This is a genomic window from Ensifer meliloti (assembly GCF_030064585.1).
Taxonomy (GTDB): Bacteria; Pseudomonadota; Alphaproteobacteria; order Rhizobiales; family Rhizobiaceae; genus Sinorhizobium; species Sinorhizobium meliloti.
On the sequence record NZ_CP120366.1, the window covers coordinates 563,299 to 583,039 of the forward strand.

16 protein-coding genes and 2 pseudogenes are annotated in these 19,741 nt (G+C 58.5%); 8 read left to right on the top strand and 10 right to left on the bottom strand.

The window, feature by feature from the left end:
• Window positions 1-183: 183 nt before the first annotated feature.
• Window positions 184-1,130 (top strand): IS630-like element ISRm2011-2 family transposase gene (locus PZL22_RS27150; RefSeq protein WP_011970797.1). Its coding sequence is split into 2 segments (ribosomal slippage): window positions 184-523 and window positions 523-1,130, totalling 948 coding nucleotides; the frame shifts between segments, so codons are not numbered across the junction.
• A gap of 579 nt (window positions 1,131-1,709) precedes the next feature.
• Here the strand turns inward: PZL22_RS27150 and PZL22_RS27155 are convergent.
• From PZL22_RS27155 to PZL22_RS27170, 4 genes are all read right to left on the bottom strand, one after another.
• Complete coding sequence (locus tag PZL22_RS27155; protein ID WP_127702011.1) at window positions 1,710-3,362, bottom strand: IS66-like element ISRm14 family transposase; 1,653 nt, start codon at window positions 3,360-3,362, stop codon at window positions 1,710-1,712.
• Between the two features lie 62 nt (window positions 3,363-3,424).
• A complete protein-coding gene (gene tnpB / locus PZL22_RS27160) occupies window positions 3,425-3,778 on the bottom strand; it encodes an IS66 family insertion sequence element accessory protein TnpB (RefSeq protein ID WP_010975539.1) in 354 nt (117 codons plus the stop codon).
• On the bottom strand, window positions 3,775-4,218 hold the full coding sequence (tnpA, locus tag PZL22_RS27165; protein ID WP_127702012.1) for an IS66-like element accessory protein TnpA: 444 nt from the start codon (window positions 4,216-4,218) through the stop codon (window positions 3,775-3,777). Before tnpA ends, tnpB begins: the two co-directional genes overlap by 4 nt.
• Before the next feature lie 255 nt (window positions 4,219-4,473).
• Window positions 4,474-4,740: a GNAT family N-acetyltransferase gene (locus PZL22_RS27170; protein WP_015241591.1), complete on the bottom strand. Its 267-nt coding sequence runs from the start codon at window positions 4,738-4,740 to the stop codon at window positions 4,474-4,476.
• A 329-nt stretch (window positions 4,741-5,069) separates the two neighbouring features.
• Between PZL22_RS27170 and PZL22_RS31655 the strand changes: the two genes are divergently transcribed.
• The 5 genes from PZL22_RS31655 to groL all read left to right on the top strand — a co-directional run bounded on the left by PZL22_RS31655 (window position 5,070) and on the right by groL (window position 8,823).
• Entirely contained in the window at window positions 5,070-5,201 is a 132-nt protein-coding gene (locus PZL22_RS31655; RefSeq protein ID WP_074935191.1) for an exopeptide, read from the top strand.
• Between the two features lie 199 nt (window positions 5,202-5,400).
• Complete coding sequence (locus PZL22_RS27175) at window positions 5,401-5,652, top strand: acyl carrier protein (RefSeq protein WP_003535637.1); 252 nt, start codon at window positions 5,401-5,403, stop codon at window positions 5,650-5,652.
• Between the two features lie 606 nt (window positions 5,653-6,258).
• On the top strand, window positions 6,259-6,573 hold the full coding sequence (locus tag PZL22_RS27180) for a hypothetical protein (RefSeq protein WP_234837323.1): 315 nt from the start codon (window positions 6,259-6,261) through the stop codon (window positions 6,571-6,573).
• Window positions 6,574-6,813: 240 nt separating this feature from the next.
• On the top strand, window positions 6,814-7,110 hold the full coding sequence (gene groES / locus PZL22_RS27185) for a co-chaperone GroES (protein ID WP_010968824.1): 297 nt from the start codon (window positions 6,814-6,816) through the stop codon (window positions 7,108-7,110).
• Between the two features lie 75 nt (window positions 7,111-7,185).
• On the top strand, window positions 7,186-8,823 hold the full coding sequence (gene groL / locus PZL22_RS27190) for a chaperonin GroEL (protein WP_284718795.1): 1,638 nt from the start codon (window positions 7,186-7,188) through the stop codon (window positions 8,821-8,823).
• 2,013 nt (window positions 8,824-10,836) lie between these two features.
• Here the strand turns inward: groL and PZL22_RS27195 are convergent.
• The 4 genes and pseudogenes from PZL22_RS27195 to PZL22_RS27210 all read right to left on the bottom strand — a co-directional run bounded on the left by PZL22_RS27195 (window position 10,837) and on the right by PZL22_RS27210 (window position 13,928).
• Complete coding sequence (locus PZL22_RS27195; protein ID WP_080567551.1) at window positions 10,837-11,313, bottom strand: thermonuclease family protein; 477 nt, start codon at window positions 11,311-11,313, stop codon at window positions 10,837-10,839.
• 159 nt (window positions 11,314-11,472) lie between these two features.
• Window positions 11,473-11,657 (bottom strand): annotated as a pseudogene (locus PZL22_RS27200) (hypothetical protein).
• A 351-nt stretch (window positions 11,658-12,008) separates the two neighbouring features.
• Window positions 12,009-12,346: pseudogene (locus tag PZL22_RS31660) on the bottom strand (IS110 family transposase); the annotation flags it as partial.
• 394 nt (window positions 12,347-12,740) lie between these two features.
• Window positions 12,741-13,928 (bottom strand): C1 family peptidase, encoded by a 1,188-nt coding sequence (locus tag PZL22_RS27210; RefSeq protein WP_014530980.1) that lies wholly within the window; start codon window positions 13,926-13,928, stop codon window positions 12,741-12,743.
• A 104-nt stretch (window positions 13,929-14,032) separates the two neighbouring features.
• Here PZL22_RS27210 and PZL22_RS27215 point away from each other — a divergent pair, with 104 nt between their 5' ends.
• A complete protein-coding gene (locus tag PZL22_RS27215; protein WP_284718796.1) occupies window positions 14,033-16,954 on the top strand; it encodes a type 2 lanthipeptide synthetase LanM family protein in 2,922 nt (973 codons plus the stop codon).
• 620 nt (window positions 16,955-17,574) lie between these two features.
• The gene (locus PZL22_RS27220; RefSeq protein ID WP_014530977.1) at window positions 17,575-17,889 is read left to right on the top strand and encodes a hypothetical protein; all 315 of its coding nucleotides are present in this window, start codon (window positions 17,575-17,577) and stop codon (window positions 17,887-17,889) included.
• A gap of 65 nt (window positions 17,890-17,954) precedes the next feature.
• Here the strand turns inward: PZL22_RS27220 and PZL22_RS27225 are convergent, their stop codons facing one another.
• Window positions 17,955-18,575 (bottom strand): class I SAM-dependent methyltransferase, encoded by a 621-nt coding sequence (locus PZL22_RS27225; RefSeq protein ID WP_017274615.1) that lies wholly within the window; start codon window positions 18,573-18,575, stop codon window positions 17,955-17,957.
• Window positions 18,576-18,595: 20 nt separating this feature from the next.
• A complete protein-coding gene (gene moeB, locus PZL22_RS27230) occupies window positions 18,596-19,738 on the bottom strand; it encodes a molybdopterin-synthase adenylyltransferase MoeB (RefSeq protein ID WP_014530975.1) in 1,143 nt (380 codons plus the stop codon).
• Window positions 19,739-19,741 lie beyond the last annotated feature (3 nt).

Here is a 19,741-nt window from a genome sequence, read left to right on the forward strand (position 1 = left end):
GACCTCTTTGTGTGGGAGTAGCCCGCTCGGTACGCTTCTTCGAGCGGGGAGCGGGACTTGTTATATGGGAGGGCGGCGGGCTCAGCGCTAGAGCGGGATGCATTTAGGCGGAATCGGAAAGGGGATTCCTTTTTCTGCGCAAATCAGATTCACCATTCAGGCCGGTGAAGGAGGCCGGCCTTTATGGCGAGACCTTTTTCGAATGATCTTCGGGAACGCGTTGTCGATGCGGTGACGGGCGAGGGCCTATCGTGCCGGGCAGCGGCCAAGCGCTTCGGCATCGGCATCAGCACCGCGATCGATTGGGTGCGGCGGTTTCGCGAGACGGGCAGCGCCGCACCCGGCCAGATGGGTGGGCACAAGCCCCGCAAGCTTTCCGGTCCGCACCGGGCTTGGCTGCTTTGCCGCTGCCGCGAGCGCGACTTCACGCTGCACGGACTTGTCGCCGAGTTGAGCGAGCGCGGCCTGAAGGTGGATTATCGCGCCGTCTGGACCTTCGTGCACGAAGAGGGGTTGAGTTATAAAAAAAGACGCTGGTCGCCAGCGAACGGGAGCGGCCCGACGTCGCCCGCCACCGGGCACGATGGCTGAAGCACTGCCCCGGAATTGATCCCGCCCGCCTCGTTTTCATCGATGAGACCTGGACGAAGACGAACATGGCGCCGCTGCGGGGCTGGGCGCCTCGCGGCGAACGACTGGTGGGCTACGCCCCCTTCGGCCATTGGAACACCATGACCTTTGTCGCCGCACTCAGGGCCGACCGCGTCAGCGCTCCCTTTATCCTCGATGGCCCGATCAATGGCGAACGCTTCCGCATCTATGTCCAGCAAGTTCTGGTGCCGGAACTCAAAGCCGGCGACATCGTCATCCTGGACAATCTCGGCTCCCATAAGGGTCAGGAGATCCGCGCCGCCATCCGTAAGGCCGGCGCCCGCCTGTTCTTTCTGCCGAAATATTCCCCCGATCTCAATCCGATCGAAAAGCTCTTCGCCAAAATCAAGCACTGGTTGCGTGAGGCACAGGCCAGATCACGCGATGCAATCCATGACGAACTGCGCCACATTCTCCAAGCCGTCACCCCACAGGAATGCGCAGCCTACTTCAAAGAGGCGGGATATGAACGGGCTTAAATACATACCGCTCTAGCCTCTTATCACGTCTACCGTGCGCCACTCGCGCTGGCCACCATCAACTTGACAGGCCCCTGTGAGGGAACTTCACCGGTGTCGCCTTGCTTTGCTCGCATTCATCGGGTCGTGATGGGAGATGGATAAGGCAGGCATCGCATTTATGGCATTAATACTCGTCCTCATCTTTCTCGTGATGAGCATCCTGGCAGTCGATCGAACATCGATAGAAGCGCGCCCGAATACGCAGGGGCTGGTTCCCACCAACTACCCGTGAGATTGTTTATGCCCGCGGGAGTCGCGGTGGCGCTGACAGTTTCCCAAGGAGACTTAAATTGCCTTGGGAGGCGGGTGATCAGTTCGTCATCGTGAACTCGGTTTCCATCAGGAGCCATCCAGCAGCACCTCTGCCTTCACGCTCATGTCGTTGTTCATTGCGCGCAGCTGAGCGAGGAAAAGATCAGTACCCACTGGTATGTGCTTTCCGTATGCGACGTCCACGCCCCATTGATTTTTCAGTTGCGGCGATCTGAGGCCGATCCTCGGCGGTCAAATGAGCTCACCGAAGAGTACCTGACGAGCTCATTGTGAGGCCGTGATGCGGGCGGCATAGGCCCATGGCATCAGGGCATCGATGTCTTTGGCGAGGTGGCCGTTTGCGAGGCGGGTGAAGAGATCGCACAGATAGGCGTAGGGCTCAACGCCGTTCATTTTACAAGTGCCGATCAGGCTGGCAAACCGGGCCCAATTGCGGCCCCCTTCATCGTGCCCCGCAAAGAGCGCATTGCGGCGGTTCATGGCCGGTCGGCGGATCGCGTTTTCCACCAGGTTGGAGTCGATATCGACGTGGCCGTCGTCCAGGAACAGCCGGAACCCGTCCTGCCGCGTTAGCATATAGGCCAGGGCTTTTCCGAGGTCAGACTTGCGTGAGACGCGCTTGGCTTGCGCTGCCAGCCAGGCGAAGAACGCGTCCACCAGCGGGAGGGAGAGGTCCTGTCGAACTGCCCGGCGATGTTCGGGATCTGAGCCACGGATACTGTCTTCGATCTTGTAGAGCGCGGCGATCCGCACCAGCGCCTCGTCGACGATGGGCGATCCACTCTTTGGCGTGGCCTTGATCAGCTTTCTGCGCCCGTGCGCCCAACAGAAAGCCAGCCTCAAGGGATCGCCACCCACCCGGTCCGACGTGGCGAGGTGAGAGTAACCACCGTAGGCATCCACCTGGATTGTCCCGTTGAACCCGTCGAGGATTTCAGCGGCATATTCGCCTTTACGCCCAGGTCGATAATGGAACACCACGCCCGACGGCGCAGAGCCATTCCAGCCGCGATCGTCACGCAACACGGCCCATAGATAACCGGTCTTCGTCTTGCCTCGCCCCGGATCAAGCACCGGAGCCGTTGTCTCGTCGACATAAAGCCGCGTGCTTTCCCACAGCAGCCGTTTGGCCAGATGGTCGACCACCGGCGCGATCGCAGCACCCGTCCTGCCCATCCAATCGGCCAGGACGGTGCGGTCTATCGGCACCCCGTGTCGCGCCATGACCTCGGCCTGCCGGTTGAGCGGCATATGTTCGGAATGCTTGGAGACGGCAATCTCAGCCAGAAGGGCTTCGGTCGGCCAGCTCCCTTCCAGCAGATGCGCCGGCGCTCTGGCCTGGACGACGCCCGTTCGACCCTTGGGGCAGGCGTATTTCGGGCGGATCGTGACGATCACCTCGTAGCGCGCCGGAATCCGGTCGAGCCGTTCCGTCCGGTCTTCGCCGATCCGGACCATGTTGCCGCAACCACAGGGACAAACGATGCTCTCGGGCTCGATCACCCGCTCGACCCGCGGCAGGTGTTCGGGCAGTGCACGGGCCTTACGCTCCTTGCGAGGAGCGACCTTGTCCGGATCGGATGCGCTGGCTTCGATCTTTTTCTCGACGGCGGCAATCCGCGCCTGTGTTTCGGCAATTGCCGTTTCAAGGTCTTCCAGCGCCAGTTCCATCTGCGCCGGATCGAGCTTTTCCGATTTCGGCCCGAACTTCGTGCGCCGATAGTCGTGAACCTGACCTTCAAGCTTCTCGACCAGTTCCTTCAGCTCGGCGATGAAGGCGTCCTTTTCGGCAACCACAGCCTGCTCATGCTGACGTGCAGCACGCTCGACCGACAGTTCGAACTGCATCGCCGCAAACGCCTTCACCACCTCTGGCGGAAGGTCCGGAAACAGGCTGAGATCAAGGGGTGACGACATGCGGTCTTATAGCAAGGCAGCACAAAAAAGCCAAATAAAACAATGCAAAGGCAGCCGTATATTTACCCTGCCGCCGACGGCGCGGTCACCCGTTGCGCCATGACCCGTCGCCAATCAAGACCTTCGAACAAAGCTTCGTATTGCCCCCTGGAAAGACGCATCGTCCCATCCTGCACCTTGGGCCAGGCAAAGCTTCCATGTTCAAGAATTTTGTAGGTTAGCACCATGCCGGTGCCATCCCATACCAGGATTTTCAGACGATCACCGCGCTTCGACCGGAAGATCACCGTCACCCCGGAATGCGGGTCGAGCTTCAACTCGGTCTGCATCATCAGAGCCAGCGCCTGATGCCCACAGCGGAAGTCCACCGGCCGCGTTGCAATCAGGATCGGAAGTCGTTGGCCCGCGACGATCATGCCGTCCCTCGCATGGCTCGCACCAGAGCCACCACACGTTCAACCGGCACATCGCCGGGAACCCGCATCACAACGTCCGGCCCGATCTCCAGCGTTAAGACCGACGAAACCGCCTCCGACAGCGGCGGCGCCAAAACACTCACAGCCTCGCTCGGCTCTGCCGCAATCGCCAAAGGCACAAATGCAGGCTCGGCATCGCCGCTCTCCGACAGGCCCGGCATAGCCTCAAACGGCAGCGCCAGAATGCCCTCGCGCGCTTGTCGGCGCCAGAAGGAAAGCTGGTGCGGAACAACGTCATGACGGCGCGCGACATCAACAACACGAACACCAGGCTCAAGGCTTTCCGCGACGATCCGCGCCTTCACATCATCGGGCCAACGCCGGTTTCCGCGGCGCGGCTCGACAACTTCGTAGCGCCCAACAAATCCATCATCTGCCATGCAAATCTCCAGATAGTCCTGGAAACCTTTTCGCACGCCCAGCCAGCCTCAAAATACAGCCTGTCCAATGGGGCGGAGACGGCGCTTACTGCTTTCCGGCACTGCCTGGTGGAGAGCATGTCCCTCGGCCGCCTTCTCGTTGATGAGGGCTTGCATGCCCTTGAGGCCGTCTGGGCCGGTATCGAAGTACTCGACTAGGTATCGGGAATCCCCATCTCCTCAAAGCTACGGCCCTGCGATTGCGCTACTGCGCTCTCAGTGGCTCTTGCCGTCGCCCCTGTCCTTCAGCGGATAGGAATACATTATGTATTCTTTTGTCCTACGTTGCGCTTCGAATGCTGCTTGGGCGGCCAGGTTGTTGAGGTGCGTACCGGAAAGGATCGAAAAGATATTTCCTTGCTCTTGGGCTTTGTCGCGAAGGGCATAAAAAAGAGCGGTGCAGATACCTTTCCATCGATGCTCGGGCAGCACGTAGCCGAGCAAGATGCTCCAGTTCTCCGGGCCGCAGTCGTAGATGATCAAGCCGATTTGCCTCGCCGTCTTCACCGATGGCTACCATGCAAGGCTCATTGAAATTCGGCGGATCGGGCTCCCGGCCGCCGAACCCATTCTCTTGGAGGTAAGTCAGTGCCCGCGGCACCAGCTGCCACGCTGGTGAATGCCCGTAATGCTTTTAGAAGCGGATGCGGTACTCAGCGGTGCCCTGGCCGCTCTTCTGGGAAGGGATGTTCATTGACGCTCCTGAAACGAAAAACCGGTCACCGATGGGGGTGGCGGTGGGCGCTGGCTGAGAGCTACCCTCCAGGCGCCTATACAATGCGCCACTCGCGCTGGCCACCTTGGCTGAGGCTTTGTCCAACCATGTTAACTTCCTCGTATTCATTTGCGTTCTCATCGCTCTCGTGGTGAGCATCCTGGGATTCGTTCCAGAGAACGAGGTGCCGCCCGATGTCCCGGATGTTCCTCAGACGCCCCTAAGATGAGACGGAGTGGCCGCTTTGTGTGTTGGTTGCAGGCCTGGGAATCGCGCCCGGTCTTTCGTGGTTGTGAGCCACGCGGCTTACGAGATGCCCTGTCTGCGACGTCGAAATTAATGGTATAAAGAAAAGCGATGATTATGCTCAAGCCTCGGTGCTCGAGCATGCCGGGAGAAGCGTGATCATGCTTTAAGGGAGGACACCGGTGGAAAAATCCAGCGCGGATGTCTCTAACCGTATAAGAGCAATAATCGTCGAGCAGTTGGGCGTCGACCCTGCCCATGCTGTGGACGACGCGTCTCTGGTCGATGACCTCGGCGCCGACTTTCTCGAAGTCGCTCAAATCATGATGATGATTCAGGACGAGTTCAATATCGAACTTTCAGATGACGTGGCCGAGGCCGTTATCACGGTCGGAGATGCAATTTACGTGGTTACGTCGAAAACCAAGAGCTAACCGCAGCAGAGGTAAAATGAGTCGTGCTGGGACGAAGGCGGAGTTTTTCCATCCCTTCACTGTCTCGCGCTTCCGAATAGGTCTCAGAGCTATCCGGCAAATGATGTCCCGCGACGACAGATCTGCGACGATTTTGGCTTCTGCGAGCCATTCGTGTGAGCGACGGAGGGGGTTCATGCTTTCCAAGGTAGAGCGTCGGCGCATTTTTTGCTTAAAACCATCCTGATCAACCGTTTTTGACGTGCTTCTAGACTAGCCAACAATGAGGGACTGCGGCAGGGGATGCCCTCCCCTCAACCCGAGTGTCTCGTCCTAGTTGGAGACCAAGCTATGTCACACAAATCACCTGCAACGAGTGCTCCGATCTTGCAAATGAACTCCCTGGCGCCTGCGGTCAAAGTGCGGGAATGGGTGAGTGGCGAGCCCCTTGCAATCTTCCAGCCGGGCAAATTGTACATCCTCGAATTTGTGGAACCTCGTGTGAACCTAGTGAGGGGGCGTTGCGCGACCTGATAGAGTCGCAGGAGACTTACAAGGGCAGTGGAGTTGAGGTCGCAGCCGTCGCGGCACAAAGGGCTGCACCCGCCGATGAGGACCGCAGCAAGATTGACGCATGGTTGGCTAAGTCCCGACGTTGAACTTTCGTGTCAGGTTCATGCAATCTCTCCGCGTTTCTGCTTTTCCGGAGGGATCGGCAACAAAGACCGCGCGGTCGAGTTGCTCGAGCTGGCGTTGAAGTCGCTGGACGGGCACGGTGCGAAAGAAGTCTTTCAACCAGATCTGCTGCAGACCCTGGCCAACTACAAGCGCGAAGAGGTTTGTTACGGCGATGTTTTCGTGGTTCCGCGGACGAATGTTTCAAGCGGTGCCACGGCGAAGGCTGAGCAGGAGAACCCGGCTGAAAGAGGCGCTTTTGAATGACTTCTCGTTGCGAGGGGCGCTAATCGCGAGCTCCAGATGAAGGACGCTTCCGCGATGCATGCCCAAACCGGACATAAGAGGATCGTAATCGGCAATCCCCAGCATGCGATCGGCCTGTCTCGTTGGGAATTTGCCTGACACGCCCGCATCGGGGACAAATCGCAGCCACCGTAAAGAGTGCTAACAACCACCACCGGGTCGTTCAAATATCCGCAGTGTCAATGATCGAGGGATTAAACAATGGCAAGCACCAATTTCCGTCCGCTGCACGACCGCGTTGTCGTCCGCCGCGTCGAGTCTGAAGAAAAGACCAAGGGCGGCATCATCATTCCGGACACCGCTAAGGAAAAGCCGCAGGAAGGCGAAATCGTGGCTGTCGGTTCGGGTGCCCGTGACGAAAGCGGCAAGGTCGTTCCGCTCGACGTGAAGGCTGGCGACCGCATCCTGTTCGGCAAGTGGTCCGGCACCGAAGTCAAGATCAACGGCGAAGACCTTCTGATCATGAAGGAAGCCGACATCATGGGTGTCATCGGCTGATCGCCGGCAACCCTTCAAACTTCCGCAATTTGAAACCGGACCAGTTCCGGAATTTCGAAACCAGGAGCTTTCAAAATGGCAGCTAAAGAAGTCAAGTTCGGCCGCAGCGCGCGCGAAAAGATGCTGCGCGGCGTCGACATCCTCGCCGACGCAGTCAAGGTGACGCTCGGCCCGAAGGGCCGCAACGTCGTTATCGACAAGTCGTTCGGCGCGCCGCGCATCACCAAGGACGGCGTTACCGTCGCCAAGGAGATCGAACTCGAAGACAAGTTCGAGAACATGGGCGCCCAGATGGTCCGCGAAGTCGCTTCGAAGACCAACGACATTGCCGGTGACGGCACGACGACTGCAACCGTTCTCGCCCAGGCGATCGTTCGCGAAGGCGCGAAGGCCGTTGCCGCCGGCATGAACCCGATGGACCTGAAGCGCGGTATCGACCTGGCTGTCGCCGAAGTGGTCAAGGACCTGCTCGCCAAGGCCAAGACGATCAACACCTCGGACGAAGTCGCCCAGGTCGGCACGATCTCGGCAAACGGCGAAAAGCAGATCGGCCTCGACATCGCGGAAGCGATGCAGAAGGTCGGCAACGAAGGCGTCATCACGGTTGAAGAAGCCAAGACCGCCGAGACCGAGCTCGAAGTCGTCGACGGCATGCAGTTCGACCGCGGCTACCTGTCGCCCTACTTCGTCACCAACCCGGAAAAGATGGTCGCCGACCTCGAAGACGCTGTCATTCTCCTGCACGAGAAGAAGCTCTCCAACCTCCAGGCGATGCTCCCGGTTCTCGAAGCCGTCGTGCAGACCGGCAAGCCGCTCCTCATCATCGCTGAAGACGTCGAAGGCGAAGCACTCGCAACGCTCGTCGTCAACAAGCTGCGTGGCGGCCTGAAGATCGCTGCCGTCAAGGCCCCGGGCTTCGGCGACCGCCGCAAGGCCATGCTCGAAGACATCGCCATCCTGACGGGCGGCACGGTGATCTCGGAAGACCTCGGCATCAAACTCGAAAGCGTCACGCTCGACATGCTCGGCCGCGCTAAGAAGGTTTCGATCACCAAGGAAAACACGACGATCGTCGACGGCGCCGGCCAGAAGTCCGACATCGAAGGCCGCGTCGCTCAGATCAAGGCCCAGATCGAAGAAACCACTTCCGACTACGACCGTGAGAAGCTGCAGGAGCGCCTTGCCAAGCTCGCCGGCGGCGTCGCTGTCATCCGCGTCGGCGGTGCGACGGAAGTCGAAGTGAAGGAAAAGAAGGACCGCATCGACGACGCCCTCAACGCGACGCGCGCTGCCGTTCAGGAAGGCATCGTACCCGGCGGCGGCGTTGCCCTGCTGCGTTCTTCCGTCAAGATCACCGTCAAGGGTGAGAACGACGATCAGGACGCCGGCGTCAACATCGTTCGCCGCGCTCTGCAGTCTCCGGCCCGCCAGATCGTCGAAAACGCTGGCGACGAAGCATCCATCGTTGTCGGCAAGATCCTCGAGAAGGACACCGACGACTTCGGTTACAACGCACAGACCGGCGAATATGGCGACATGATCGCCATGGGCATTATCGACCCGGTCAAGGTCGTTCGCACCGCGCTTCAGGACGCAGCCTCGGTTGCTTCGCTGCTCATCACCACCGAAGCCATGATCGCCGAACTGCCGAAGAAGGACGCTCCGGCAATGCCTGGCGGCATGGGCGGAATGGGTGGAATGGACATGATGTGATAAGGCGACAGCCTTAGCACGATCCATCCGGATCCGAAGGGCGGCTCTCGGGCCGCCCTTTTTTGTACGCAACAAAGAGACGCGAGCGATCTCGTTGAGACAGGTCGATCCGACGCTGATCATCCGGTCTGCTGGCCACCTTCTTGGATGTGAATCTCTGCATGAGGATCGTCTCGGGGCCGGCCGTCATCCCGCCCGGCGGCCGGCTGTCGGATTGTCACCTTCCAAGCCGCAGGGCCGTGGGGAGCGGCACCACAGCCGGATCTTCGTCTGCCCCGTGCGGTTGCCGGAACTTTGAGGCTTGTATCCAGGACAGGGGCGATGGCGCGAGGTCCAGGGAAGGGAAGGATCATCAATATGAAGGCAGGGGTCACAACCGAAACTCTGAAGCGGGAATCTCCTAGACTTCAGCTTCGAGTTGCGAGGGGGGGTTATGCCGAACGCGATATCTTTTCCAAATTCCAAGGGAGGTCTCGCGCGGTCAAGACGCTAATAAGCCATCGAGGCGCAAGCCGCGTGTTACTCGTCGCTAAGGAGCCCGTATCCGGCAGAATGGAAAGCGCTCCTTTGGGCGGAAGGGTACAAGCCTCCCCAAGCGTTGGCGAATACTCCTCAGATTGTACAATTACTGCGGGTGATTTGTTTGAGGTATATCTTCGAAATCGTTGATGATGAAGGACAGAGTCGCGCGTATGTCGCCTCATACATGTATCGCAAAGCACATAAACTGATCGTGCTTCATCGTGGCGCGGAGGTCGGCATCGACATATGTCGGATTTGCGACTGGTGCGCAGTCGACGAGGATGAAGTGCAACGGTCGGGGACCGCCCAAACTGGTTGGCTGCATGATTGTTGAAGTGCGCCCAGCGCGCGTTCAGTACGGCCCCTGCAGCGTCATCCCTACCCTGAGAGTCGTAGGCACCATACCCGGCGCGTCGTCGGCCGCAGCAACGGCGAGCATTCCAGTCGATACATGGCCTTTTTCTACCAAAGACAGCGACTGCTGATTCAACGTGAGCGATGGGGTGGACGCTCCCACTCTACGGCATCTTCGTACCAGAATGGTTGTGTTGGAACCATTACAAGGGAGAGCGTCCATGGAAAAGGTTAGCATAATCGGTTTGGATTTGGCCAAGAGCATAATTCAAGTTCACGCGGCCAATGTAGATGGATCGGTGCTTTTTCGGCGGAAGATTTCAAGCAAGAAGTTGCTTTGAAGTCGAGTCGAAGCGATCCCCTGCACCGAAACTGTCAACAATTGTGAACATCAGCAGGCTCGGCGCTGCGCGCGGGCGCTGGGAATCCACCCGCAGAAGCAACCATTTCAACACGCGCGAGGCCGCTACGGAGTCCGGTGCTGTTAGGCGCCCACTGCGGCGCGGCTGACGACAAATGACGACGTCAGGAAGCGCGAAAGTTTTGCGCCGGGGTGGAAACGACGAAAAAAGGGAGGGCCGCAGCAACTCGGCTGTGTCGGACGTGCTTCTATTTAGCCCAAATTCGACTCAGGGCACGCTCGGCAAGGTGTTTGCGAATCTCACCACGCAGAGAAAACGCGCTGTACGGCTTCGCCCGTGGAAGCGGCAGAACCGGGGGGCATCAATCCCGCAAGCCTCCCTCAAGTACCCTGAGAACACCGTGGGTCGTGGTCAGGCGAGGATGTCTCGTAGTAGGCGAGAAGGTCTATCGCAGCTTGAACGAACGCCCGCGTTGGCTCATTTGCCTGTTCCAATTTCGGTATCCAATCGCCGCGGTCGAGTCAAGTGCCTCATCCCAGCCCTGGCGGAACTCGGCGCGAGGGAGGACAACGAGCATCATGAGCCGTTTGATCAGGGACTTCGTCACCATGTTCTCGCCCTGGACCTTAATCCGTTGCTTGTTGAGCCTCTCTGCAACCTCGCTGAGGTAGCTGATTGCGCTCTCATTATCGCGGATAGGTTGGCATGAATTTATCCTTTGGTATGCTGCACTAGGGGAGGCGCGAAGATACACAACCATCATGCTCTGCCAGCATCAGCATGATGATGCGTTCCGTTTTGTGCGGACCGCACGCGCGCCTCGCACGGCAGGACGAACCTTCCTCGCCAGGTGTCCCGCTTTGCCGCAACAGGGCCAATCTGCCGCGTTGCCACTCTCAACCAGCCAGCGATTGACCTCGCGACCGTCGGCGCGAAAGCAAATGCTGACCCGGCGCTTGTATCGAGTGCGCTCGACGAGCTCGCAACGAATAGGGCGCGACGGGGCAACAGAACTGTCTAGCGCGTAAGCGGCCTCTTTACCGCAGCGATAGGTACCGCCGTCGCCGTCTTCGCATCCTCGCCAGCTTTCCGGAGCATCGACGCCGTGCAAGCGGATGCGCTCGCCTCTGATTTCGATTGTATCTCCGTCGATCACCCTTGAGCGGCCGGTAATGGTTTCGGCAGTCGTCGCGAGGCTGGCCGACAAGAGCAGCGCCAACACCGGTGAACAACAGGACGAATTTTTCAACATGCAGCCTCTCTGGGTTGGTCCCTAACTGCTCGTCGAAGGCTCGATTTCAGTCAAAAGAGGGCTGGTAGAGTAAACCAGAAGCGGCTGAGTGGGGGATTGCAACTGGCGACTGCCAGCCGGGGCCGTGCGGAACAGCAGCGGCCAACCCGGCACCTTCGATCAGGCGGTATCATCGCCACCATCGTCGGGATCTTCGTCGGGCCACCAGCCGCGCCAATCGTTGCCAAGCGCATTCTTCGCCTGGCGGCCTGAAGTCGTCTGATGAGCTTCTGAAGCAGCTCGTGCTCGCTGATGTCGCTTTGCGCCGGCAGGTAAGCGGCTATATCGCGCTGGCGACCCTCTATCGCGCCTCGAGGCCAAATCTGGAGACCCGCGTCCCGAGATACAGGACTTGGGAGATATAAAGCATCTTTGTAGCCGGGCTCTGCCGCGCCCTCTGCGATGAGCTGACGTTCAAGAATGGCCGCACGCTTGCGAAGATCGCGCCACGCATCAAGTAAGGGCAAAATGATCTGTACCAAAGTAGTCTGATTCTCCAGAAGCTCTCGAACATTGGGATCAAAAATCCGCCGTGTGCCGTTGCGCACGATAAGGCCGAACGTCTTCATGACACCGCGGATCTGATTGCCAAGTTGGCTTGAGAGGCTCAGCAGCAGATTGCGGCCGCCCCAACGCGTGGGCCATCATAGCGTCGAACGACGTGACGCGAACCGTTTTATAAAAAGCCGACTTCAGCGAGCTGAGCCAGGCTATCGGCATCATTGGCGTCGGTCTTGTTGAGTGTTTCGCTCAATACCTTATGCGCGTGCCGCGCTTCAATGCAGATCGCCGGAGCCCCTTCGGCCATTAGCGCATGATAGAACCACGTCGACAGCGGCCCCGTTTTCGAAGACGACGCGCCTGGCGTGCGGCGCGTGCTTGCGGGTAATGTCAGCCCCGAGCTTTGGGTCCGAAAGGCACTTTCCCCGCCAGATCCGCTTCCCGCCCTCCCGAACCGAGGTCGCCGTATCTTTCAATGAACATCAAGCCCAATATATTGGTCCCGGGTTGCTGCCGCTTGATATTAGCCGGTTCCAATCGTGAGCCCGTCTTTCCATCTCATCGGGGGCGACCACCCCGTCAGCATCATCTTACGAAAAGGCTTTGGACGATCGCACCGCGATTACCCCATGCTCTACGATTCGTATTCAACGTGGCAGAAAGTCGAGAACGCCAACAAAACGCATCCGCCGCATCATGCCTTCGCTTAAGGTCCCTCGCGTACGCCCGAACATCTTTCTCCTTACTGGTTTTAAGTCGGCGGATTTCGACCGATCAGCGGAACCAGCATCGAGGAGGCTACCATGATGACTCGGCTAACGAAAAGTCAGGAGAAGAACCCGTTTCCGCGGTCACGCGGAAACGGGTTTGCATTTTATACCTTTCATTTAGCTGAACACGCTCATGTCGAGCCATTCCTGCTTGGTGATCGTCCACCAGTCAATCGACTGATGTTTCAGTAGGTAATCGTAAGGAATCCAGCCGTAGCCCTTGTCACCCCACTCCTCGCCATAGGAGTTTTTAATGAGGAAGGCGCCCCTCGTCTTGATGCCGGGGTTCTTGGCATTTTCCGTTGTGATGCCATCGTCATAGCCCATGACGGCAATGTTATGGGCGCCAAAAAGCGTGTCATCCTCACTCGGGTAAGGCAGGCGATCGGACGTCACGAATTGCTGCCAGGTGCCGAAATACGCCATGACGCCAAACATGACCGGACGGTTCCGACTGAGCAATGTCTTGGCCTGGCGCAACACCACGTCCTTTGAACGGTCCTTCGCATCAATCCTGCTGTACTTGAGAGAGCGATAACGACCTGCCAGCGCATAGGCAAAGGCAGACGGTTCAGCATCGAATTGGGATGCGTCATCCGGCCAATATTCTTCCGGCACCGTGCCTAAGGCTGCCAAAGCCTTCATGACGGATCGCGTATTGGCTCCCGTGTCGCCCGTCTTGTGCATCAGGTTGCGCGTGACCTTGTAAAGGAAAATTTCCGACAGCGACACTGCGTTTCCGCCGGCGCGATTTTCGAAATATTCCAGGATGGCCGAGGCGGCGTAGGCGGTGCAGGCGTTCAAGGTGCCCTGATTTTGGACCTGCGAGCACCATCGTCGCAAATCAACCTTTTCCGGCAATTGCTGGGGCAAATCCAACGTGAGGATCTTATCGCGAACGTCCCGCTTATCGATCAGCAGACCAAACCAACCGCCGGCATCGCCGCTCGCCCAGTTGGGTGCGCTACCGGGAAAGGCTTGATCGCATATCGCCTTCATGTCCGGAGCAGCGCTGATGCCCTTTCTTCCATAGCCCTTCGGCACGAAAAAGCGCCCCTCATAGGCGCCTTGCAGCCTGATCTGGCCAACCACATAGATCCCGTCGCCAACGGAATAGACAGCATGATCCGCCACACGCGAACAGACCGCGACATAGCCACCGTCAGGCCCCCCGTAACGATTGATCGTCGGCAAAGTGCGCTCCTGCCGCTGCGGGCCGGGCATGTAAGACACACCTCCATCCGCGCCGACATAGACCTTGAAATCCTCCGGCAGAAAGTTATAGGACGGCATTGTAGGCTGCATATATGTCTCCACATTCCTCATATTGCACCATGTTGCAATATCCATAGCTGTCAATGCGGAAATGTTGCCGGGTCGAAAGGGAGATTTGTGCGGGAGGCATCGCCATGATCGACGCAAACATCCGAAAAGAGGCACGAGACAATACGGCGATAGTAGCCCTTTGGCCATTGGTGGACGAGCTTGCCGATCCGGTGGGCAATACAGGCGCGCCTCGTGAGAAAGCCGGTTCCGGAAATGCGTTTCTCTCGGGTTTATGCTTCGCGGCGAGGCAAGACATTTCGCGAACGCCTTGCCTTGCGAAAGAGCTGCCTTTTGTTCACCTGTGGTTTCCTCTGGCCGAAGTCGCAATGGGGCTTCTGCCGCAAGCCGCGTTGGCGCCAACCGTCATCGGGCAACTGATTGTAGCGCTGACAGAGCGCCTTTGCGCGTTGGGGGCAGATGCACTTCAGCAAATACTTGAAGAGCGGCGTGGCGCTGGCGCGTCCGTCATCGCCGCATTAGCCCCGGAGAAAGACCCGAGCGCCGCGAAATGCGAGATCTATGATCGCTTGACAGACGAACTGCGGCAGACACATCTGGCGGAACTGCTGGATCGCTTTCCGGTCCTTCGACGCTTGATTCCTTTCACAATTGCAGTCTGGATCAGAAATCTTCGCGAGCTTTTAGCCCGCCTCGAGGCGGATCGGACAGCAATCGCTCAAAACTTCCGCCTTCCTGAAGACGCGGCGCTTTCCGGCATGCAATTTGCTGTCGGCGATACCCATAAGGGTGGACGGAGCGTCGTGCTGCTGGAATTCACTTGGCAGGGGCGGCAGACAAAACTCGTCTACAATCCCCGTAACCTCGCCCTCGAGGCGGCGTTCCAGAATTTGCTGGCGGATCCGCGCGCTAGCATCGGTCTTTCACCTCTTCCCGGGCTGAAAATCTGGTGCGCAGAAGACTATGGCTATATGGAATTTGTTGAGGGCGCGCCCTGCGACAACGAAGATGTACTGCAGGCATTCTATCGCAGTGCCGGCAGACTGGCCGCTCTCCTGCATGTTTTAGGTTACACGGATGGTCACCACGAAAACCTCGTGGCGCATCACAGCCATCTATATGTTATAGACGCCGAAACGCTTTTGACGCCCTTCGAGAAGCCAGCAATTCGCCGTCCACGGCCGGGGGACAGCCTGGGTGCGGCCCAGACGGCATGGTCTTGGTTCGACACCACCGTTGCACGAACCGAGCTATTTCCAGCCTGGACCTTACTGGGCCTCGCACGCGATGCCGTCGATACGAGCGCTTTCGGCATCGAGCCTCAGGAATGGCCAAGGCAAATTCCCGGCTGGCACTCCATCAATACGGATAACATGGCCCGCACCGTCATGATCGGGGAGCTCGTTCGCACGCAATCATTGCCCGTAACGTCAGACAGGAAGAATCCATTTTTCCGTCATCGTAAGCTCTTCATGGCCGGATTCCATGCGCAGTGCAGGTCCATCATCGCCAACAAACCCGTTTGGCTGGGGGAAGATGGCCTGTTGCAGGCCTTCAACGGCTGCAAGGGGCGCGCTGTCATTCGCGCGACACGGATCTATGCGGCGCTTGCACGCCGTCAGTTGACGGCGGAAGCATTGCGAAGCGAGCAGTCCCAAGCAGACGTTCTTTATCCGCTGGAGCGCCTTTTTGCGCCGCTTGCAGATCGTCAGGACGTTTCAAGCCTATGCGCCTCTGAAAAGCTGCAAATGCGCCAACTGGATATTCCCGTATTCACGCACACGGTCTCGCAAACGGCCCTGAACCTGACCGGCGATCAACGAATCGATGACTATTTCGAGACGAGTGGCTTGGCGGCAAGCCGGGAGCGAATAGAGGCATTGTCCTGCGAAAGGATCGAGCGTGAGATCGAAACAATAGACGCTTTGGCATCGGCCAAGGCATTGCGGCTCGCGCAGCACGGGCGGAGTTGCGAGAACAGCCTCCAACCGATCACCAATCCGACAGACCAGCTTTTATCGGAAATCAGGCGTCGATCAGATGGCTGGATCGGATTCGATCTCGCGCCGGATGGTATCCGGTTCTGCTACCAGCCGCTTGGAATGTCGCTCGTGAGCGGCACACTTGGTCTTGCCGTCTATCTTGCAGCGACCGGAAGACCAGAGGCCTGCCATATTGCAGAAAATTTGGCTGAGCCGCTTCTGAGGCTGGCGGAGAGCGGAACACCGGCTGAGCGCCTGCGGTGGTGGCGAGACCTGCCCATCGGGTTGCGTGGCAGCGGCGGACAGCTTCTGGCATTGTCGGCACTGCAGAGGCTTAGCATAATGGCCGATCGAATCCCGCACGCCATGCAGCAGTTGGTTGCAGTTCTCGATCGGGCCTTGCTCGAAGATAAGCCTTGGGATGTCTGGTCCGGATATGCGGGCTTGCTGGGTCCGCTCCTACTCGTGAATTCCGACACAGCGGACACTCAGGCCGAGATGGTTGCCTGCCGTCTGGCCGACTGGACCAGCAGAGAGGCGGAAACGGCACCGTCTGGCTTTGCGCAAGGTGCTTTTGGTGTATTGGCTGCGCTCAGTCAGTTTGCGCATGTATCAGGGAACGCAAACATTCGCGCTTCGGTTCAATCCCTGCTTCAACACAGCTCGGAAGCCTTCTGGCGCTTCGGCCCTCGCGCCGGTTCTGAATGGAGTTGCGGCATTGCAGGTCACATCATCACATGCCTGTGCCTGCGTCATGACCAAGAATGGCGAGCGAATGCGGATGCTGCAATCCGGCGCGGGGTGATCGGATTGGCGTCCCTGCCTAACCAAGGAGCCGGTATCCACAGCGGCACCGCCGGCGTCGAGATGGCCTGCGCGTCATCAGCACAGGCAACTGGCAATTTGCCATGCTCTTCAGACACCCAGAAGTACTGCGATCCACGCCATCTCGGTCTGTTCACTGGCGTTGCTGGTATAGGGTTCGCACAGATCCGGGACGAGCGGTCCAACGCGGCTCGCGACCTTATCATCTCTGCTGGTCTTCTTCCGACCATAGGCCATTGAACGGTCAGAAGTACAAGCTTTTTTGTCAAACGCCGAAAGGCTGTGTTTTGAAAATTTGTTTTGATATGATCGTTTTTGCTTTTGTCCTCGTCGAACATGTTAAATCAAATACTATGGGGCCTCGCAACGCTGGTGGCGAGCGTCAGGAAGCGTGGCTACCATTTCACGATCGATGACGCCAACAATTGCACAGCACGCTCGGACGCATTTGTTGAAGGGGAGATCTCCGGCCAAAATCAATCGAACGGCACCACCGTAATTGCGACTGTCGCCATCGAAGTCGTTCTAGTCGTGGCCGGCACTGTGACCCTTAAACGCACATCCACCCCCATAATCTGAAACCTGCAAGTAAGAGGCCCGGTTATGTACCAGCGCGGCTACCGAATGCTACCGAAACATCTTTGATCGACGCAAGTCTGGACAGCTTCGCACGCTGTCGCATGTCAAGCGCTTCACGGAGCGCCGGCTCGGTGCAAGGCGTTCCTGGCCACGCTTTTGGAGAACGTCGACAACTCCCGTACCATTGCCGAGCGCTACGGTGTCGATGTCGACCCGGTGGATATACTGCCGCTTTGGCACGAGAACTACGTCAAGTACTGCCAAGAGCCGGAGAGTACAGCGTGGCCGGGCCGGTGGTGGCAATGTGGCTTGAGTGTGAGCAAGAGTTAATGGACTATCGGAACATGGTGCGCGACGAGGGCGAAATGGCGATGGTCGTCCCTCGTTCCAGACGTGGCGCGAGCGCCAAATCCTCGCTGCGGCGGCGAGTTGGGAACGTCGGCACAGTCGGTCAGGCACCCCGTCATTGCTTTCGAACTGAGCGACGGCTGCACCGGGAAATGTTGTCTTGCGGCGTGCCGGCGTGCTCCTCAAGCCATCATCGCGAAATTCTCGCCGAGGCGATGAACCTGTGGGCGAATATCGCCCTGGTATAACGCTCAGACAGAATGCGCGCTCTGCTATGCCCCTGCCGCAGTAACCTTAGGATGCCGTCGATCGATCACGCTTGGGTGGTCGAGGGGTGAGCGACGGTCTTGGTTTCGGGCGCGCGCCAGCACCAGATGGCGGGCCGCAGATCGCCGAAGAATACATCGAAAGCATCCGAAAAGACGGACCGGCCCCAATCGCCGGAATCATACGGCTCGATATAGACATCCGGTATCAAACCAACAGATTGCGCCGCTTCCTCGACCATCCCACGGCTCCGTATCTCATAGCCGAACAGGCTAAGCTTCGGGATCGTGGCATCCTTGGGCACCATATCCACGATAAAAACAGTGCCACCCGGTCGCAGAAGGCGTGAAATCTCCGACCATAGCGCATCCGAAGGCGCATAACCCATTGCGTAACAGCAAATCGCCGCGTCGAATGCACCATCGGGTTCTGGGACTTGCGTTATATTTGCAATGTGTTTTTCGAATGAACTGGCCGCCAGTTTCGTTTCATCCAGATCGACCAGACAGAAACGTAAATCCGGACGCAAAGCCGCCATATGGGCCGCGACCCCGCCGCTGCCAGCGCCGAGGTCCACAATACGTGCACTGTTGGGAAAGTCCGCCCAATGCAGCAATCGGGACACATGGTCCCGGTCGCTTTCACCAAACCGGAAGGCTTGCAGCATCGTAAGAGGGCCGCCCACGCTCACAACCCGGCGCGCATGCGTGGCAGATCCCGGTTGGATTGGCACTGCTCGCAATGGGGGTTCGCGGGGACCTCGAGGTCGTGGAAAGAGCAATCGAGGGCATTGTAGGTCAGCAAACGCCCAATCAGCGGATCGCCGATTCCGAGCAGGATCTTGATCGCTTCCGTTGCCATGATCGTCCCGATGACGCCCGGTAACACGCCAAGCACACCGACCTCGGAGCAGGATGGAGTGAGCGATGCGGGCAGCTTTTCAGGAAAGAGACAGCGATAGCACGGGCCACCGGACGGGCCATTGGGCCAAAATGCGGAAACGTGTCCCTCGAAACGGAAGATCGCGCCATAAATCATGGGAATATTAAGCAGCGTGCTGGCGTCGCTCACGACGTAGCGGGTCGCCAGATTGTCGCTGCCGTCGATCACCAGATCGTAATCGGCCAGTATTTCCAGTGCATTGTTCTCGTTCAACCGTATCTCATGGAGATTGAGAGCTACGTCCGGATTGAACGCCTGAAGAGATTTTGCGGCCGAACTGACCTTCAACTCCCCGATCCGGTCGTCGGTATGGAGGATTTGCCGCTGAAGATTCGACCGTTCGAGCCGGTCGCTGTCAATCAGCCCCAATGTTCCAATGCCTGCTGCCGCAAGATAAAAGGCCAGCGGAGAGCCAAGGCCTCCAGCACCGACCAGAGCCACCTTCTTGGACAGAAGCAGCGCCTGACCCTCAGCCCCCACTTCGGGTATGCTCAAATGGCGCGCGTATCGCTCCTTCTCCGCTGCGCTCAGCTGTCGGTGTTTTTCAACGGGAAGACCGGCTGCCTCCCAGGCTTGAAATCCGCCATCGACCCAATGAACGGAAGAATAGCCGAGGCGGTTGAGATCGTCTGCGGCAAACAGCGCGCGCGCATCGCTGGCGCAGAGTACCATAAGCTCGGTATCGGCATCCGGCGCCACGTTTTCAATCTGCAATTCCAGAAAGGATCGGCTGATGCGTACCGCGCCGACAGGGCTGCCTTTGGCGGTTTCTTCGGCGTCACGAATATCGATCAGTTTGACGCCAGCCTTTTGCTTCCGTCTTGCCTCCTCGACACTGATCCGAGACAAGGATTCCCGTAGACGTGATAGACGTTCCTGCCTGAGCATGCC

Excerpts from the sequence above, each read along its gene's own strand:
- PZL22_RS27155 (WP_127702011.1), bottom strand. The coding sequence starts at position 3,362 with ATGTCGTCACCCCTTGATCTCAGCCTGTTTCCGGACCTTCCGCCAGAG.
- tnpB (WP_010975539.1), bottom strand. The coding sequence starts at position 3,778 with ATGATCGTCGCGGGCCAACGACTTCCGATCCTGATTGCAACGCGGCCG.
- tnpA (WP_127702012.1), bottom strand. The coding sequence starts at position 4,218 with ATGGCAGATGATGGATTTGTTGGGCGCTACGAAGTTGTCGAGCCGCGC.
- groES (WP_010968824.1), top strand. The coding sequence starts at position 6,814 with ATGGCAAGCACCAATTTCCGTCCGCTGCACGACCGCGTTGTCGTCCGC.
- groL (WP_284718795.1), top strand. The coding sequence starts at position 7,186 with ATGGCAGCTAAAGAAGTCAAGTTCGGCCGCAGCGCGCGCGAAAAGATG.
- PZL22_RS27195 (WP_080567551.1), bottom strand. The coding sequence starts at position 11,313 with ATGTTGAAAAATTCGTCCTGTTGTTCACCGGTGTTGGCGCTGCTCTTG.
- PZL22_RS27210 (WP_014530980.1), bottom strand. The coding sequence starts at position 13,928 with ATGCAGCCTACAATGCCGTCCTATAACTTTCTGCCGGAGGATTTCAAG.
- PZL22_RS27215 (WP_284718796.1), top strand. The coding sequence starts at position 14,033 with ATGATCGACGCAAACATCCGAAAAGAGGCACGAGACAATACGGCGATA.
- PZL22_RS27225 (WP_017274615.1), bottom strand. The coding sequence starts at position 18,575 with ATGCTGCAAGCCTTCCGGTTTGGTGAAAGCGACCGGGACCATGTGTCC.
- moeB (WP_014530975.1), bottom strand. The coding sequence starts at position 19,738 with ATGCTCAGGCAGGAACGTCTATCACGTCTACGGGAATCCTTGTCTCGG.